This window comes from Bacillus sp. 05T21, from assembly GCF_056396785.1.
In genome coordinates this window covers 14,247-29,755 of the sequence record NZ_JBFTMD010000041.1, presented here as the reverse complement: position 1 = coordinate 29,755, position 15,509 = coordinate 14,247, and the positions used below count along the sequence as shown (strand labels likewise).

General features: G+C 30.8%; 19 protein-coding genes and 2 pseudogenes. 7 read left to right on the top strand and 14 right to left on the bottom strand.

Translation table 11 applies throughout. From position 1 onward, the window contains the following. The first annotated feature begins 413 nt into the window (after positions 1 to 413). From AC1DKZ_RS30605 to AC1DKZ_RS30580, 6 genes are all read left to right on the top strand, one after another. Positions 414 to 2,531 (top strand): peptidoglycan D,D-transpeptidase FtsI family protein, encoded by a 2,118-nt coding sequence (locus AC1DKZ_RS30605; RefSeq protein ID WP_476997776.1) that lies wholly within the window; start codon positions 414 to 416, stop codon positions 2,529 to 2,531. Positions 2,532 to 2,624: 93 nt separating this feature from the next. Continuing rightward, positions 2,625 to 3,125, top strand: a complete 501-nt coding sequence (lepB, locus tag AC1DKZ_RS30600) for a signal peptidase I (RefSeq protein ID WP_476997775.1) — start codon at positions 2,625 to 2,627, stop codon at positions 3,123 to 3,125. A 1,200-nt stretch (positions 3,126 to 4,325) separates the two neighbouring features. Further along, the gene (locus tag AC1DKZ_RS30595; RefSeq protein ID WP_476997774.1) at positions 4,326 to 4,751 is read left to right on the top strand and encodes a hypothetical protein; all 426 of its coding nucleotides are present in this window, start codon (positions 4,326 to 4,328) and stop codon (positions 4,749 to 4,751) included. Between the two features lie 231 nt (positions 4,752 to 4,982). Then, positions 4,983 to 5,159: a D-alanyl-D-alanine carboxypeptidase gene (locus tag AC1DKZ_RS30590; protein WP_242274153.1), complete on the top strand. Its 177-nt coding sequence runs from the start codon at positions 4,983 to 4,985 to the stop codon at positions 5,157 to 5,159. Positions 5,160 to 5,239: 80 nt separating this feature from the next. After that, entirely contained in the window at positions 5,240 to 5,653 is a 414-nt protein-coding gene (locus AC1DKZ_RS30585) for a hypothetical protein (RefSeq protein ID WP_476997773.1), read from the top strand. Between the two features lie 293 nt (positions 5,654 to 5,946). Beyond that, positions 5,947 to 6,375: a helix-turn-helix domain-containing protein gene (locus AC1DKZ_RS30580; protein WP_476997772.1), complete on the top strand. Its 429-nt coding sequence runs from the start codon at positions 5,947 to 5,949 to the stop codon at positions 6,373 to 6,375. Positions 6,376 to 6,576: 201 nt separating this feature from the next. Here the strand turns inward: AC1DKZ_RS30580 and AC1DKZ_RS30575 are convergent, their stop codons facing one another. Both AC1DKZ_RS30575 and AC1DKZ_RS30570 read right to left on the bottom strand, forming a co-directional pair. After that, a complete protein-coding gene (locus AC1DKZ_RS30575; RefSeq protein ID WP_476997779.1) occupies positions 6,577 to 7,029 on the bottom strand; it encodes a GNAT family N-acetyltransferase in 453 nt (150 codons plus the stop codon). 434 nt (positions 7,030 to 7,463) lie between these two features. Next, positions 7,464 to 7,898: a MarR family winged helix-turn-helix transcriptional regulator gene (locus AC1DKZ_RS30570; RefSeq protein ID WP_476997771.1), complete on the bottom strand. Its 435-nt coding sequence runs from the start codon at positions 7,896 to 7,898 to the stop codon at positions 7,464 to 7,466. A gap of 140 nt (positions 7,899 to 8,038) precedes the next feature. Here AC1DKZ_RS30570 and AC1DKZ_RS30565 point away from each other — a divergent pair, with 140 nt between their 5' ends. Next, complete coding sequence (locus tag AC1DKZ_RS30565; protein WP_476997770.1) at positions 8,039 to 8,533, top strand: GNAT family N-acetyltransferase; 495 nt, start codon at positions 8,039 to 8,041, stop codon at positions 8,531 to 8,533. A gap of 182 nt (positions 8,534 to 8,715) precedes the next feature. On the opposite strand, the pseudogene AC1DKZ_RS30560 reads toward AC1DKZ_RS30565, so the two are convergent. From AC1DKZ_RS30560 to AC1DKZ_RS30505, 12 genes and pseudogenes are all read right to left on the bottom strand, one after another. Next, a pseudogene (locus AC1DKZ_RS30560) lies at positions 8,716 to 9,936 on the bottom strand (IS4 family transposase); the annotation flags it as partial. 113 nt (positions 9,937 to 10,049) lie between these two features. Then, positions 10,050 to 10,268, bottom strand: coding sequence for a hypothetical protein (locus AC1DKZ_RS30555; protein ID WP_002090568.1), 219 nt, complete (start codon positions 10,266 to 10,268; stop codon positions 10,050 to 10,052). A 90-nt stretch (positions 10,269 to 10,358) separates the two neighbouring features. Continuing rightward, positions 10,359 to 10,845 (bottom strand): annotated as a pseudogene (locus AC1DKZ_RS30550) (IS6 family transposase); the annotation flags it as partial. Between the two features lie 304 nt (positions 10,846 to 11,149). After that, the gene (locus AC1DKZ_RS30545) at positions 11,150 to 11,347 is read right to left on the bottom strand and encodes a hypothetical protein (protein ID WP_476997769.1); all 198 of its coding nucleotides are present in this window, start codon (positions 11,345 to 11,347) and stop codon (positions 11,150 to 11,152) included. Between the two features lie 36 nt (positions 11,348 to 11,383). Continuing rightward, positions 11,384 to 11,839 (bottom strand): hypothetical protein, encoded by a 456-nt coding sequence (locus tag AC1DKZ_RS30540; RefSeq protein WP_098589561.1) that lies wholly within the window; start codon positions 11,837 to 11,839, stop codon positions 11,384 to 11,386. After that, positions 11,836 to 12,141 (bottom strand): PadR family transcriptional regulator, encoded by a 306-nt coding sequence (locus AC1DKZ_RS30535; RefSeq protein ID WP_476997768.1) that lies wholly within the window; start codon positions 12,139 to 12,141, stop codon positions 11,836 to 11,838. Before AC1DKZ_RS30535 ends, AC1DKZ_RS30540 begins: the two co-directional genes overlap by 4 nt. A gap of 487 nt (positions 12,142 to 12,628) precedes the next feature. Then, positions 12,629 to 12,823 (bottom strand): hypothetical protein, encoded by a 195-nt coding sequence (locus AC1DKZ_RS30530; protein WP_476997778.1) that lies wholly within the window; start codon positions 12,821 to 12,823, stop codon positions 12,629 to 12,631. A gap of 18 nt (positions 12,824 to 12,841) precedes the next feature. Next, positions 12,842 to 13,273, bottom strand: a complete 432-nt coding sequence (locus tag AC1DKZ_RS30525; RefSeq protein ID WP_476997767.1) for a hypothetical protein — start codon at positions 13,271 to 13,273, stop codon at positions 12,842 to 12,844. After that, positions 13,270 to 13,476, bottom strand: a complete 207-nt coding sequence (locus AC1DKZ_RS30520; protein WP_476997766.1) for a helix-turn-helix transcriptional regulator — start codon at positions 13,474 to 13,476, stop codon at positions 13,270 to 13,272. Before AC1DKZ_RS30520 ends, AC1DKZ_RS30525 begins: the two co-directional genes overlap by 4 nt. 590 nt (positions 13,477 to 14,066) lie before the next feature. Then, positions 14,067 to 14,738 carry a DUF1129 family protein gene (locus tag AC1DKZ_RS30515; RefSeq protein ID WP_476997765.1) on the bottom strand — a complete coding sequence of 224 codons (672 nt, stop codon included), beginning with the start codon at positions 14,736 to 14,738 and terminating at the stop codon, positions 14,067 to 14,069. Then, positions 14,725 to 15,060, bottom strand: a complete 336-nt coding sequence (locus tag AC1DKZ_RS30510) for a PadR family transcriptional regulator (protein ID WP_476997764.1) — start codon at positions 15,058 to 15,060, stop codon at positions 14,725 to 14,727. Before AC1DKZ_RS30510 ends, AC1DKZ_RS30515 begins: the two co-directional genes overlap by 14 nt. Positions 15,061 to 15,105: 45 nt before the next feature. Continuing rightward, a complete protein-coding gene (locus tag AC1DKZ_RS30505) occupies positions 15,106 to 15,351 on the bottom strand; it encodes a hypothetical protein (protein WP_476997763.1) in 246 nt (81 codons plus the stop codon). Positions 15,352 to 15,509 lie beyond the last annotated feature (158 nt).

The window sequence follows — 15,509 nt, the reverse complement described above, 5'->3', positions numbered from 1 at the left end:
CAAAATAATATCATGATGATAATGTTTCCACTTGAATAAATTTCGCTTTTCCATACTGATCACGCACCTTTTTTAGAGTAATAGTATCAGTATGTCCAAGATTTAGAGATTACCTGCAATTATCTTGAAGTTTTCGCACCAGAACCTTAAGTTGTATTTTTGAAACAAAAAAATCTAGTTTTTTAGCTATGTCATAAAGTGTACCTTTTGAAGTGATGAGATGTATTTTAGGAGTATTAAAGTTTCTTAAGTCGATTGCATGTATAAGTGCTCTCTTTTTTTAAAAATATATATTAATAAAATCAGGTAATACTTTAGAAATTCTTTAAATTTAACTTTACTTATCCTTATATATTATTTAATATATTTTAAGTAAAAGTATTGGATTTAATATTATTAAAGCGGAGGTTTACATGAGCAAAGGAAAGCCCAATAAAACAAAGAAAGATAAAGTTACTTTTAGATTAAACGCACTGTTTTTTTGTGTGTTTTTACTATTTTCAACTATTATTCTTCAGTTAGGAAAAGTACAACTCGTTGATGGAGAATCTTATAAAAATATAGTTGAAAAACAAGAAAGCGAAACCATTAGTGTCCCCGTTCCACGTGGACAGATTTTTGATCGAGAAGGTGAAAAGGTTGTTAACAATAACGCTATTCGTGTCATAACGTACACAAGAATGAAAGGTATACAATCCGATGATATTCTGAAAGTAGCTAAAGACCTTTCAAATATAATTGAAATATCCGAAGAAGATATAAATAAATTAACTGAAACAGATAGAAAAGATTTTTGGATGCAAATGAATAAAGAACAGGCCCAAAAAAAAATAACGAAACAAGACGAAGAAAAACTTAGAGCAAAAAATATTGAGGGAAAAGGGTTTGATAATAAAATAGAAAAATTGAGACGAGAACGTGTCACTGATGAAGAACTAAGTAAATTAACGCCAGAAGACCTAAAAGTATTAGCTATTAAAAGTAAAATGAGTTCAGGATATCAAATGACACCTCAAGTTATAAAAAAGAACGCAACCGAGAAAGAATACGCAATAATAAGTGAGAATTTAGAAAGATTCCCAGGGGTAGATGCAACAACAGACTGGGATCGTAATTATGTAAATGGGGATTTATTCCGTTCGGTATTAGGAAATATTACAAGTGCTGAAGAAGGGCTTCCAAAAGAAAATTTAGACTCTTATTTAGTGCGTGGTTACAATCGTAATGATCGCATTGGAAAAAGTTATATTGAACAACGATATGAAGACGTATTACATGGAGAAAAAGCTGAAGTTCGAAATATTACTGACAAGGAAAAAAATATCACTCAAACGGAAATGATTTCCAATGGGAAGAACGGAAAAAATTTAACATTAACAATCAATATGAAATTACAGAAGCAGGTTGAAGAGATTATTGAAAAGCGTTTAAAAGAGTTTAAAGGTTCAGAACCACTATTAGACCGAGCGTTTGTTGTAATGATGGATCCAAAAACAGGTCAACTTTTATCCATGGCTGGAAAAAAATTAGTGAAAAAAGATGGGAATATAAAAGTAGAAGATTATGCTTTAGGTACATTGACTAGCTCTTATGAGCTTGGATCTACCGTAAAAGGAGCTACACTTTTAACAGGATTTGAGACAGGTTCCATAACGCCAGGAACATATTTTCATGATGCACCAATGCATTTTAAAGGAACAAAACCCAAAAAATCTTGGAAGGATTTTGGAACTATTGATGACCTACGAGCGTTACAAGTTTCATCAAATGTTTACATGTTCAATACAGCTTTAAAAATTGCAGGCATAAATTATGTACCTAATAGCTCATTAAATATTACAGCAGCTACATTTGATAAAATGAGATATTATTTTGGACAATTTGGTTTAGGTGTTCCAACAGGTATAGATTTACCAAATGAAGCTATTGGACAAATGAGTAAAGAAAATTATCAGCCAGGTTTCTTACTAGATTTAGCTATTGGACAGTATGATACGTATTCACCATTGCAGTTAGCACAATACATTTCTACTATTGCAAATGGGGGATATCGAATGAAACCACAGATTGTGCAAGAGATTCGAGAGCATACAGTGAAAGAAGAAGAGATTGGAAAAGTTGTACAATCCATGGAGCCAGTTGTATTGAACCGTGTAGATATGAAAAAAGAATATATTGATCGAGTACAAGAAGGCTTCAGAAGAGTATTTCAAGAAGGTGATGGAACAGGTGTGCATTATTTCCAAAAAGCTTCTTATAAACCGGCTGGTAAAACAGGAACAGCACAAACAGTTTATGGAGGAGATGATCCTGTTGGTAGAGATGAACAAGGGAAAAGAATCCGTTGTTATAATTTAACTTTAGCAGGATATGCTCCATATGATAACCCGGAAGTCGCATTTTCTGTTGTTGTACCATGGGTATATGATGATAAAGGTGGAATTAATTCAATGATTGGTAGAGACATTTTAGATGCATACTTTGAATTAAAAAAGGATACAGGGGATAATACCCCTTCTCAAACAAACTAAATAAAGCGAATGAAGATAATAAAAAAATGCCCCCTACATTAAAACTTAGTAGGCGGCATTTTTTATGAAATTATTAATAAGGAATGGAACCATATGTTATCTGAAGAACAAGAATATAATCTTAATTTAAAGTTTTTTCTATTTGGTATGTTGATGTTTTTGTTGTTATTTTTCAATTTTGATTTTTATAAAGTAAAAGGAAATTCCATGTACCCCACTGTACAAGATCAAGAATATATATTAGTAAATAGAGCAGCTACAACAATCTGCCCATTATATCATGGGCAGATTGTTGTTATAAAAATACCGAATGATTCCAATTATTACATAAAAAGAATAATTGGTTTGCCCAATGAAACAGTTAAAATGGTTAACGATTCCGTTTATATAGATGGGGAGAAACAAGAAGAACCTTATGTTTACAAAGATTTAATTAATAAAACTGAATTTTTCTCCAACTTTAGCGAGAGGAAAGTGCCTTCAGGCAAATTATTTGTAATGGGAGATAATCGTTATAAAAGTATGGATAGTCGAAACGGTCTAGGGTATATAGATAAAACTAGTATAGTAGGAGTGTTAGCTTGCAATTTTTGAATTTTATAAAAAGTACATGGTGTTCCCAGAAAAAAACAGGGGTTTGAATAGTATAAATCCTAGGTGAATAAATGAATACTTGCTAATATACATGAAGACCACAACAATAGCAGCACCCTGTTAATATGGTTAAATTATTATTAATATTGAATTTGAAAATAAAAAGAACTTGTAGGTATCTCTACAAGTTCTTTTTTAGATAATGAAAAAAAGTGAAATAAACTATCTCATAACTTGAATAGGAGCAAACACTCTAACCACGGGTTGATTTTATTATATATCAAATCTTAACATATCCACTTTTGATATTTGAAAATTATGTTAATTTAGAAAAGGAGAACAAAGAACGGTCTTAAACCCCTAAAAATTTCAATTAAACATTTTGAACAAAATGTTTTAAATCAACATACATTTCGTAATAAATTATAAAAAATGTAGGTATAGGTAAATAGAGAAGAATGTGTAGCATTCTTACAGAAAGACATATGTTTATATTTAGGAGTAATTAACTATAAGAAAATGAAATTCATGTTATAACTAACTATAATTCTTAAATATATATAAATTGAGTTTTCTTATCTTTTTTATATATGTGATTAATAAATTAGGTATAGGAAAATTAAACAAACGTTTGTTTAAAATATTTTAGTTATGAATCAATGTGTGAGGTATGATGAGTTGCATTGTTCAATTGTCCTCTTAGTTAATTTCTCATTTATTATATAAATTTTATATAGCAAAGAAAAAAGCATCCGCTACGGATGCTTCCTCTAAAAATTTATAGCTACAAGTTCTTCTTAATGGTTTTGCTAAGTAATTTTTTACATAGTAGCCCCTTATACCCAGAATCGTTTCCGTACCCACTCTAGTATTTCGGAAAAAAGCCACGCTAAGAGCATGCAAGATTTTATACAGTTTTTCGGCCAATCTAGTAACAAACAAGAACCCTAAAACCGTGCCAGGATAAGGAATGTATAAAAAAATGCATAGGTCGATAGAACAAAGAAAGGAGGTTCCCTTGTAAGGGTAAGATTCCTCCTTGTCCTTGTCCTTGCTATTGATAATAGGACGTTATGTTAACCAAGCATGTATAGGATATACATGCTTGGTTTTAACGTATCTAATAGAGACCTTTTGTTAAGGAAAACTTGTTATAATATTCTCAAGTGGAAAGTGCAATTTATGGGAGGATAGACCACAATGCCTGAACCAAATATAAAAATAAAAAAGATATGGGAAGATACCGATTTCTTTGAATTGAATTTTGACTTTACTGGATTTTATGGCACTGCGAGCATTAACATATATACCACCAATGAAGAACTCGAGAATTTAAAAGAGGGAATAATCAATTTTTCCACTTTTAAACTACATGAGTTTCAATGGGTTTCAGGTAAAGATATAGACAATATAACCCATTTCTTATACATGAGATTCTTCTTACACGATAGAAGAGGAATTGTAGGTATAGAAGTAGTAGCTGACAATAAGCAATCAAAGCCTTATTGGATGCGTTCAAATCTGTTTATTCTTACGGAACTTAATCAAATTGATGATTTTATAAAAAAAATAGAACAGTTAATTAGTGAGGAAATTACTGAGTTAGAAAGCATAATTTCAGTCTGACAATGATAATTTTTGTAAGTAAATTACATATATTAACTTCCGCTAACGAAAATTATGTAAATACGAAACCCCTTCAGCAAATAAATTGAAAGGGTTTTTTCTAGATAAAGTGACTACTGACTAGTGCTTTTATGTTAGCTTGGTAAAAACACGTTATATAAAAGGGTTGCCTTACTTTTATCGAGAATATACTTATGTTCTTGATTTGTTAACTAAAAGGGAGCGTTAATGATGAAATTTAATCAATTATTTTTATTTATTATTGGGGCATTTGTATGTAGTTTAGTATTTAATTTTGTTACAGGTAAATTTGAATGGAATGTTTTTTTCTTATTGATACTAGGAGCAATTTCAGGTTATCAAATTGGTAAAAATGAAATCAAAAAGCAGGTAAACAACATAAATTAAACTACGGATAACGGAAGTTATGGTAACTAAATATTACAAGTGTATTTACTTTGAATTTTTTGATGAAAGGAGATAAAACAGTGTATTTATTAAGAAGATTGATAGCAGCTATATTGTCAGCATTAATTATGTCTACGTTATTCGAAATACTTGATTTTGTTTTCGCTAATCCGTATCAATTTTCATTTCTAGATATATTTATGATAGCCATAATCTACATTAGTCCTATATTTATATTATTTGGAATTCCAGTTTCATTATTGATTGATTGGTTTACAAAAAAGGTCTTAAGTAAACTGAATTCTCCTAAAAAAATTCAGTTAGTTCAACTATTTATTTATGCGATATTTGGCGTAATTTCATTAGGTATATTGTTTTCATTTGTTTTTATGGTACCTGGCTTAGTATGGAATGCTCTTTTTGGAATAATACCAGCTGTTTTATATTTCTTTGTATTATCGTCTTTAAGGAAAAGAGATAAATCAACATCCTGAATGTATACTTTTGTTGTTGATTTTGAGATTATTAAGGGATTCGAGATAAGGTTAATAATTATGGGAAAATGAATGTAAACTAATATTTAAAAGTTTACTTTCGAGAATACAAAAAGAATCCTATGTTTTTAGGATTCTATTTTTAGTTTCTGATAATATTGTTTTAGTTTAATATATATTTAAGTGATTTAGCAAGAATTTAAATATGTGAACCATTAGTTTACATGTATTAGACTAATGGTTTCTTTATTGATTAGGGGTTTATATGTAATAATTTCTTAGAGGTGATTAATATGAATTTAGGTTCGCAATTGAAAAAGCTTCGTGAATCAAAAAGTTTTTCACAAGAAGATGTGGCTCGAAAGGTTGGAGTGACTAGACAAGCTGTTTATAAATGGGAGAGCAATAAAAGTTATCCTGATATTGATAATTTGATTTTACTTAGTGAATTATATGAAGTAACAATTGATGAGTTAATAAAGGGATCAGAGGGTGCTAGGAAGGAGTTAGATAAAAAGGATAAGGATGAGTGTGAGGACGATGATGAGGAAAATGATTTTGGTTTTTTTATAGGTATTGCTCTTATATTTATAGGGATATTTATTGGTATTGAAGGAATTTCTTTATTTATAACTATATTGGGAATGATGATAATGGTATTTTATAGTGATGTGAAAAAAGCGATTATTAATGAATTTAAAATAAAAAGAAGACCGAACTAGATTGTTTTTCTAATTCGGTCTTCTTTTTATTTAATGTAAACAAATATTCAAAAGTTTACTTTTAAATTAGATGGGACGGCTTAGATCATGCTTCATTCTAACTACTGTACTTACACCAAAAAATAAAGGGAAAAACAAAAGAAGAGTAGCTTTTGCTACCCTTCTTCAGCAATCGTGCCCGTTTGCTGAAAGCTTTTTAACCTATAACTCTTGAGATAAACGAACCATATCTTTGCACTGAATACCGTTTTCAAAGATTTTCTCAGAATAATGCCTAACGAAAAAGTCCATATCCACACCAATTATTCTAAATCCGCATTTTTGGTAAAGAGCCAGTTGTCCTACGCTTGAATTTCCAGTTCCAATTTCAATTGTTTTGTAACCTTTTGTCTTAGCTACCCTTATTGCATCCAACACCAACCGTTTGCCTATACCTCTACCTTGTTTATCCTCGACGACCGCAACATTCACAAGTTCCACTGTCTCAGGCCTTGTTGGAAGTAATACATAGACTCCAATAGTCTGCTGTTTGATTTCAATTATAAAACATTCGCCCCTATTGACATACTCTTCAACAATTTCTCTTGAAGGGTCAGCCAATAACAACAACTCCATTGGAAGTTTTTCGCCTTTGTTAAGTTTCCTAATATCCATTTTCATCTCTTTAACTTCCTTCCAGTTTTCTTATATGTGCTCCACAATATGGCCCGTTTGTTGAAGATTTTTGGAGAGAAATACGGTTCTGTTGCAAAGGCGGAGCCTCTTTGAAGACTTCGGTTTTTCAGCGTATAATGAATTACACAAATTATTAATCTCTGCCTAAATGGTTCCACCATTTAGCAACACCTGTTTATGCTTTTGAAACTTTGCAACAGAACCTTGTAAATCTCCACTTTCCTAGTGGTACCTCATATTGACTATATCTTTCCTTTTTATAACATATATATTAATGTATAGAGATACTAAAGTAGTTTATAAACTTTTTTACCGACTTCATATAGAGTTATTTCAAGGGTTATAAGGTTGTTTTTTTCAAAAAAAGAATGGTTAAACATCGCTCCAAAATCAATCGGAAATTGTATGGACATTTAAACTTTCCTTTTATCTAACTTTTCTTGTATTACCAACATTGAATTAAGAATTTGATTAATCTCACTATCAGTTAATCCCTTAAATAGTTGATTTATTTGTTCATCTGACTGAATATTAATTTTATCTAGCAATTTCTCACCTTTTTTTGTCAAAAAAAGAAAGCTTTTTCTACTGTCTATTGTTGAGCTTGTTTTTTTTATTAATTCTTCCCTCTCTAATTTACGTAAAATTCTGCTCATATAGCTTCTATCAATATTAAGTTCTTGCACGAGATTATTCGCAATGCACTTAGTTCTTTCACTTATCTCAAACAGTATTCGTGCTTCGGTTAATGAATAATTTGTATCTAGAATTTGATTATTAAATAAATCAAGTACCCTTGTATGAAATCGATTGAATTGTCTAATATCATTAATAATTTTTTTATCCATAGTCTCTCCTTTAGTTGACTTAATCCACGTTTAATATTAACATAACTGTATCCTTAAAATGTGGACTAAGTCAACGTTTTAAGGAGATAATTTTCAAAAAATTAAAACTTTTATTATGATCTAATTGAAGGAGAGAGTATATGATTATTCGGGAAATAAAAAAAGAAGATAATGCAAAAATTAAAAAAATAATACAAAATTCATTAAGATCACTTGGATTGGCGATTCCTGGAACAGCATTTTTTGACCCTCAACTTAACGACCTTCACCAATATTATACTAATTTAAAACATGGAAACTATTGGGTGATAGAAATGGAAGGAGAAGTGGTTGGTGGAATTGGTATAGCGCCTTTTAACGAACATGAAAAAGTTTGCGAATTACAGAAGTTATACTTAAGTCCAAAAACACAAGGTTTAGGATTTGGAAAGAAGTTAATGGAAACTGCTTTATCATATTCTGCTAAACATTATACAAAATGCTACTTAGAAACAAAGCATGAATTAAAAACTGCATGTATACTATATGAAAAGTTTGGATTTACACTTTTACATGAACCATTATCAGGTTCTGATCATTCTGCTATGAATGCATGGTATATGAAAGATTTGAATGAACTAAATGAATTAACATGATTGTAGTTTTTAACTAACTTTATTGGGGTACAGCCCATGCCCATCAAGCTAAGCTTATATAATTTAATTTCACGTGAGATTTTTTCTTTTTTCTAAAGATCCAGTGTCAGTTCTTTAAAGATTTGCATACCAAATAAACCCTATCGGGTTTCAATTTTTTTGATTACGCTACATGATTGTTATTCGCTTAATTCTCGCTTCTTCTTGAGGAGGAGTAATTGGCGCATTTGAAACATGGTGGATGAACAAAGAAGGATGCTAATTAATTGTCCATATAAATGGCACTCCAATCGTTCTGGTTTTATCTTTTTACAATGATGAATATGAAAGAACGATTTCCATGTTTTAAATATAATCTCGATTTGCCAACGTAAAGAGTACCAATCATGTACTTGTCCCATCGGGACAATATCTGTAGGGGTGTTTGTCATATATACATTGATACCACTGAAACGTTTACTACGAGGGGAATACTTCATTCCTTTCTTTTTTTCTCTTACAGCTTGATCTTGTAATCGTTTTTGTTGTTGTTCTTTTGTTAGCCGATGAACAATCACACGAGTTGATACTTTATCAATCATTCCTACATAAGCGTCAGATATTTCATATGTTTGTCCTGGTTGAAGAGAGTTCATTACAACCTCCATATCTATCTGTATATACTCTGTACCTTTCTTTATTCTTCCATCTTGAAAATAATCAGGGTTGGGATTTTTTTGATAAATACGTGTATTTGATTTAATACGAGAGATATAGTAAGCCTTTTTATCTTGTATGTGTTGAAGATCTTTCAAATGAAAATACCCTAAATCTCGGATACATAAATCATTCGCTGTCACAGTTGGAACACACAGAGAACCGTAAGTTCGATCATGTTGTTTCCCTGGACCCGTATGAATATGAAGGAACTGTCCACTTAATAAATCATACTCAAGCTGAATCTTTACTCCCGCTGTATGGCTGCATCCCCCTGCACCTGGATAAACGGATGAAAAAGGATCTGGAAGTTGAAATGCAGTTGAATCTAAAATACGAATACGCTTGAAAACAGAAGTATATGGAGAAGAAATCGGCATAGATGAGGTCAATTTTTTGCTTAATAGTTCGGGTAGTAGGTGTTGTAAAAGTTGGACGGCCGCCTTATTAAATCGTTGATTCAGTCCCTCAGGACTGATAAGTACTGCTGTTGATGCTTCTAAACAGCTAGATAATTGAGTTAAAGAAGTCATAGCTACATTTTGGCTCACCCATACACATAAAGCTATTAAATCTTTTGCTTGGTACTTACTGGTTCGTTGTACGAAACCAACATCTCTAGCAAGATTCCGTAAGGTATTTGGAGATAAAAAACTTTGAATCTCTTGAGCAAATAGTTGTAATTCATCAGACACAGAAACAGACATAAAAAACGCCATCCTTTCCTATGATTCTACAGAAAGAATAGCGTATTTTTTCTTTTTATGGATACATTTTTTTAGCTCGATAGCGATGTGGTGTTACCTCAAATATAATTATTTTATTTGAAGGTCTCTTTTAAATTTGTTTCAAATCTTTTCATAGGTTGGTATACAAGAACGTGTAGTGATAAACCTATCACTGCAGTAATGTTTAAAATAATACTTATAATCATTAAAGACCATTCTATAACTGGAGAAAAGTATCCATTCATACTTAATGTAGAAGAACTTACACCAAGTATTAAAATCACTATTAGTAAAGGTAAGTTTTTAACCAATTTGAATCCCCCCTTTAAATATAATATCTTTATATTATTATATCACACACTAGGTTATGTAATTAATATAAGATAGTTATCTATGGGAATTTAACATGTTTTTTCATTTTGGGGGTGACCTATTTTTTTAGCTTGATAGCGATGTGGTGCTACCCCTATAAGTCCAAACACTTTATGAATGAAATTTTTCTGATTTTGGACAGACTGGTTTTGTAAATCAATGTGTACATTTCTCATCATATGTTTAGCTTCAATACCACTTAATATAAAAATTGCAGTTTTAAATGACTTGAACCCTAACATCGAGCGCACACGTTTTTTAATAAAACGATGCTCCTGTTCTATAATGTTATTTAGATATTTTACTTGTCTGATTGGGATGTCATTAGGTATCTTTTTATCTACTGAGATGACACAGGGATTTGAAACATGAAAAAGACCGCAAAGCCTTATTAAAAAAGCGATTTGCAGCCTTGTGATTTCTTGTTTGACTCAGATAAAAATTAATGGTGTCTCCTTCGGAATCTACAGCTCAATACATATACATCCATTGACCTTTCACTTTTACGTAAGATTCAAGATTATCTGTAACTAATGTATGAAGCTATACGAAAAGACACCCAAGAAATATCAAAAATTCTCCTTCGCCTATTTGAACTCTTACAGAAAAAATCCTATCGATATGAGAAAAAGACGGTTTTGATATTTTAAGGTGTCGTTTATCAGTACACTGTATCCAATCAAGAACAAAAAACTGCATAATCTAAAAAAATATACCTTAGAAAGCTAATCAGCAATCTTTAAAAATCAATATATAAGAGCTGTCGAAGCAACTCTTTAGATTACCAAATTATAGTCATTGTATTATGTAATGAGGGTATCTAATTATCCCCATCCTCTTTATTATATAATTCATCTGCTCTATATACACTAAAAGACAAAACTATTACAGATAAAATGACCAAAACTACCCAATAACTAATATTATATATTGCAAGTGCTACTGCTATAACACTCAACACTATACTGAAAAAAAACCCCCACATTATTTTTACATCTTTCAGGACTTTATAATTCATGATTCCCCCTCCCCTTTCATACAAAATTAGTGAAGTTTATCTTTCTAATTTATCAAATTTTAATTTGCCAGTAGGTAAAAATACATCTTCTTTTTGTGTTACTGTTATTACTCGCATAATCCCTCTTACTAAACCCACTACATAACCAACAAATACCCCTAAACCAACGCCAATTAGTAATACTAATTTAGGTGATAACTCAGAAATTGATGGGGTGTAATTAGCAATGAAATACCCACTGAATAATCCTAAAAAGATTACTGGAACAATGATTAAAAAACGCTTAAAAACAGAATGAAGCATCATTTCACGAACTTTTTTTTCCATATTAATAATCCCCTCCACTACATTTAAAAATCTCGCATCCATAGCATTAATACATACATCTATTACTTCTTTCAAAGAAAGTTTCCTGTTCTCCAAAATATATAAAAACTCATCTCCATAGCGCTTTCTCCACTTTTTTGGATATAAATTAATAAGCCATTTCATATTAGACCTAACCTCTTAAATCCTAACTTGGTGACACTCTCAATTTCCTTTAATTTTTCTTGTAAATACTCTCTACCTTCAGAGGTTATTTGATATGGTTTTTTCCTTTCTGTTGTTGAAATAGCTTCAATAAGCTTTTTCTTTTCCATGCGACTAATAGCACCATATAAAGTACCAGGGCCAATTTTAATATCATAGGAGTTCTCAATATCCTCCATAATTGCATACCCATGTTTGTTACCCTCAGCCAAACTAATTAAAATAAATAATGTAGGTTCTGAAAATCGTTCAATTGAACTCATGATTCTTTTGTTTATCTCCCCTCTGTTGTTACGTTTTACGATATATCGTGTAACGTAATACTAATTGTAAAAAAAATATTTGTCAACTATACTTCCTTTTTTACACTATTATCCGAATACCCAATTTAAATATTTTTGAGATTTCATGTTTTTAGATACTTTGATTAGCGTTTCTTTTTATCCAATAAGTACCATAAACGGTCGTTTACAGTATGAAGATAACGCAAAAAAGTATTGCTTTGAAATAAAAGTTTAATCAAAATATTAATAGAACGTGTATTTTGCAACAAATAAAAAAATCCATTTTGAAAAAGATAATTCAAAACGGATTCCTACACACCACATCTAGAGTTTTTTTTATAAAATAGTTTGATTAGAACGCATAACAACACTATATAAAAGCCCTAAATAACTGATTCCATACATCGCTAAATAAACAGGCATTAAGATTTTAGTTATCTGATGTTTCAAAGTGCACTACAATCAATTATTCGGATGTATTCTGCTGATCACATCGAGCACACAAAATTTCTTTTGCATTTTTTACTAAAACTTTATCTAATACCCCGACTGGCATTTTAGATCTAGTTGGTAGGTTTAACCGAACAATAAATTCTTCCCCTTCGATAATTTCTTTACAACAAATATGGCAAACTAGTTTTGCTTCTTTAAAAAATGACATCAACTTTATCAGCTCCCTCTATTCATTTTCTAAATCTTTTTCTTGCTTTACTCTTAATCTATATACATAATACATCGGTATACACCCACAAATAAATAGAATAGCTCCTACTAATAGACCATCAATCCAGCCAAATTTCGGTGTAATAGAAATAAGATATGCAACAGTCCCTACAATAATTGTTAGTACTACCATACTAACAATAAGTGATTTCTTTGGATTTCGCATTTCCTTTTCATGTTCCACACTAACACTCATCGATAAATAGGCAGATACAACAGATGTTAAAATAAATACTATCCAAAGTGGGTTTTCACGCATCCCATCAATTCCACCTTGAAAGAACTCGTAACCAAGAATGCATAAAATCCCGATTGTTTGGACAACATACGTAATTCTAACATTTTTCAAATTCCTTAAAATGAGTCTTTCATCTGTAATCTTCTTCATTTAAAATCCTCCTGATTGATCCAAAATATTTCGTCTAAGGTTGCAGTTACGGCATAGCAAATTTGTAAACATAGCTTTAGTGACGGGTTATATTTCCCTTTTTCAATTAGACTGACGGTTTGCCTTGTAATACCAACTGCATCAGCAAGCTGCTGTTGTGTTAAATCTGCTTTTACACGAGCTATTTTTACGTGATTTTTCATAATAATTCCCTCCATAGAATAATGTAACTTATATATTACTTAATGTAAAGTATAAGTTGCATTGAAACTAAAAGGGGCATAGCAACGATTACTTCTTTTTGGGTGCAATTCATGTAGGTCTGTACCCCGATAAGAAAATGCATTGCAAGATTTTTCATTCTATATTTATGTTATTATATTTGCATCTTTATAATAAAAAGTGAGGGATTTATTTTGGTTAGTATGATTGGTATTATAGGAATAATTTTTATTATTATTATGATTTCTAGCATGAAGACTATTAAAGATGCAAATAAAAAAGGCAAAAAAAATAACAGAAAAAAGTATTAACAAATTTAATTTCTAAACCCTCAACTTAGTTTGCATTTAGAAATTAAATTGAGGATTTATTTTTTTAGGGTTTATTTTGAATTAACATCCTAAATGATCAGTATGCTTTTTGACTAACATAATTATCTTTGCTAACTTCATTTACAAAAAATACGCCATTCTTTCCTATGAGTCTACAGAAAGAATAGCGTATTTTTTCATTTTAAGAAAATTCAATTTTGTTAGCTTAATAACGATATATGTGCTCGTTAAATAAGTTATTAGAATCTTGATGCTTTAAGTAAAAATTTATATAAAATGTAGAACAGTAGAGCTATCAAGGCACCTTGCCATAAATTTAAGTTATAAGAAAGATAAGGGTATTTTTTAAAATATATATGTAATAATACAGATATTCCAAATGGAATAGAAATTGATAATACAAATATAATTCGGCTCTTCCAATTCATTATGAATTTAAACGAGAATCCTTTCATTACATATAAAATAATATAAAGACCTCCAATAAAAATTAGGACAGATAGTGTGGTTTCCAGGATATCAAATGACACACCTTCAGTTTGATAATTTTTTTGGGAAATCGAAGTTATTATGGCAGATATCGTATCTATTCCAAATCGAATAGCGAGTAGTATGCTAATAATAAAACCAATTGTTGAAAATTTTTCAAGCGTTGTTTGTTGGGGTAAGGCCGCAATTAATTCGTCACAATACGCTTGAAGATCATCTCCAAATACATCGTAAGCATTTTTCCCTTCTTTTTGAGATTCAAGAAGGTGGTCTAAAATCTCCAATAATAGTTCTTCTGATTGCCTTTCAGGAACATTTGAACAGCGAATATACACTACCATATTTCCATAAGCCAGTTCATTTTCTTCTGTTAGTAGCTTTCTTTTTTCATTATTCATTTTAGCCATTTCATCTGGTTTCATTTTGTTCTTCCCCTCCTAGTAACCGATTTACAGTTGTTGATACCATATCCCAACTTTCCTTAAAGACCTCTAATTGTTCTAATCCCTTCTTTGTTAAATGATAATACTTACGTTTAGGTCCTAGATTAGAGGTTTTCAAAGTTCCTTCGATTAACTTTTCTTTTTGCATACGTAATAAAAGTGGATAAATACTGCCCTCACTTACAAACGTAAAGCCATATTGATTCAATTTGGTACTTAGTTCATAACCGTATACTTCTTCTTGTGAGATGATATATAAAATACAGCCTTCTAATACACCTTTTAGCATTTGGCTATGCATCGATTCATCTCCTTTCAGTAGATTGCTATGCAAGTTAGCGTGTAGTTAGAGTGTAACATTAGGTAACTTGCTTTGCAAGCCACCTGTTAATCCTTTAAAAAAGAATAAAAAAATATCTGGATTCGTATGGAAGGATATAATTTTTGTTTTTGGGTATTTACTTTTGTAATTTGTATCTTTATACCCTATTTTTAAAGAGATAAAATCTTTGCAACAGAACTCTTTAAACCAATAACCTAAAAAAAATTCAAAAATAGCCGCAATAAATACTTTAATCCAATTTATATGCATGTTAAAAACACCTCCAATTTTGTTCTTACCAAAAACAAAAAAAGCCTGAAAGAATAAATGTATTTATCAGTCTCTTCTAGGCTTTTACCCTTGCGTGACACAGCATAGCTGCGCGTTTTCTCTCGGATCAGACCAACACACTAGATACGGAACCCTGA

Bases quoted from the DNA above. Each gene is read 5' to 3' on its own strand.
- AC1DKZ_RS30580 (WP_476997772.1), top strand. From the start codon at position 5,947: ATGAATTTAGGTTCGCAATTGAAAAAGCTTCGTGAATCAAAAAGTTTT.
- AC1DKZ_RS30505 (WP_476997763.1), bottom strand. From the start codon at position 15,351: ATGCATATAAATTGGATTAAAGTATTTATTGCGGCTATTTTTGAATTT.
- AC1DKZ_RS30575 (WP_476997779.1), bottom strand. From the start codon at position 7,029: ATGGATATTAGGAAACTTAACAAAGGCGAAAAACTTCCAATGGAGTTG.
- lepB (WP_476997775.1), top strand. From the start codon at position 2,625: ATGTTATCTGAAGAACAAGAATATAATCTTAATTTAAAGTTTTTTCTA.
- AC1DKZ_RS30605 (WP_476997776.1), top strand. From the start codon at position 414: ATGAGCAAAGGAAAGCCCAATAAAACAAAGAAAGATAAAGTTACTTTT.
- AC1DKZ_RS30520 (WP_476997766.1), bottom strand. From the start codon at position 13,476: ATGAAAAATCACGTAAAAATAGCTCGTGTAAAAGCAGATTTAACACAA.
- AC1DKZ_RS30545 (WP_476997769.1), bottom strand. From the start codon at position 11,347: ATGAATTATAAAGTCCTGAAAGATGTAAAAATAATGTGGGGGTTTTTT.
- AC1DKZ_RS30540 (WP_098589561.1), bottom strand. From the start codon at position 11,839: ATGAAATGGCTTATTAATTTATATCCAAAAAAGTGGAGAAAGCGCTAT.
- AC1DKZ_RS30510 (WP_476997764.1), bottom strand. From the start codon at position 15,060: ATGCATAGCCAAATGCTAAAAGGTGTATTAGAAGGCTGTATTTTATAT.
- AC1DKZ_RS30515 (WP_476997765.1), bottom strand. From the start codon at position 14,738: ATGAAACCAGATGAAATGGCTAAAATGAATAATGAAAAAAGAAAGCTA.
- AC1DKZ_RS30530 (WP_476997778.1), bottom strand. From the start codon at position 12,823: ATGTCATTTTTTAAAGAAGCAAAACTAGTTTGCCATATTTGTTGTAAA.
- AC1DKZ_RS30525 (WP_476997767.1), bottom strand. From the start codon at position 13,273: ATGAAGAAGATTACAGATGAAAGACTCATTTTAAGGAATTTGAAAAAT.
- AC1DKZ_RS30590 (WP_242274153.1), top strand. From the start codon at position 4,983: ATGAAATTTAATCAATTATTTTTATTTATTATTGGGGCATTTGTATGT.
- AC1DKZ_RS30535 (WP_476997768.1), bottom strand. From the start codon at position 12,141: ATGAGTTCAATTGAACGATTTTCAGAACCTACATTATTTATTTTAATT.
- AC1DKZ_RS30570 (WP_476997771.1), bottom strand. From the start codon at position 7,898: ATGGATAAAAAAATTATTAATGATATTAGACAATTCAATCGATTTCAT.
- AC1DKZ_RS30565 (WP_476997770.1), top strand. From the start codon at position 8,039: ATGATTATTCGGGAAATAAAAAAAGAAGATAATGCAAAAATTAAAAAA.
- AC1DKZ_RS30595 (WP_476997774.1), top strand. From the start codon at position 4,326: ATGCCTGAACCAAATATAAAAATAAAAAAGATATGGGAAGATACCGAT.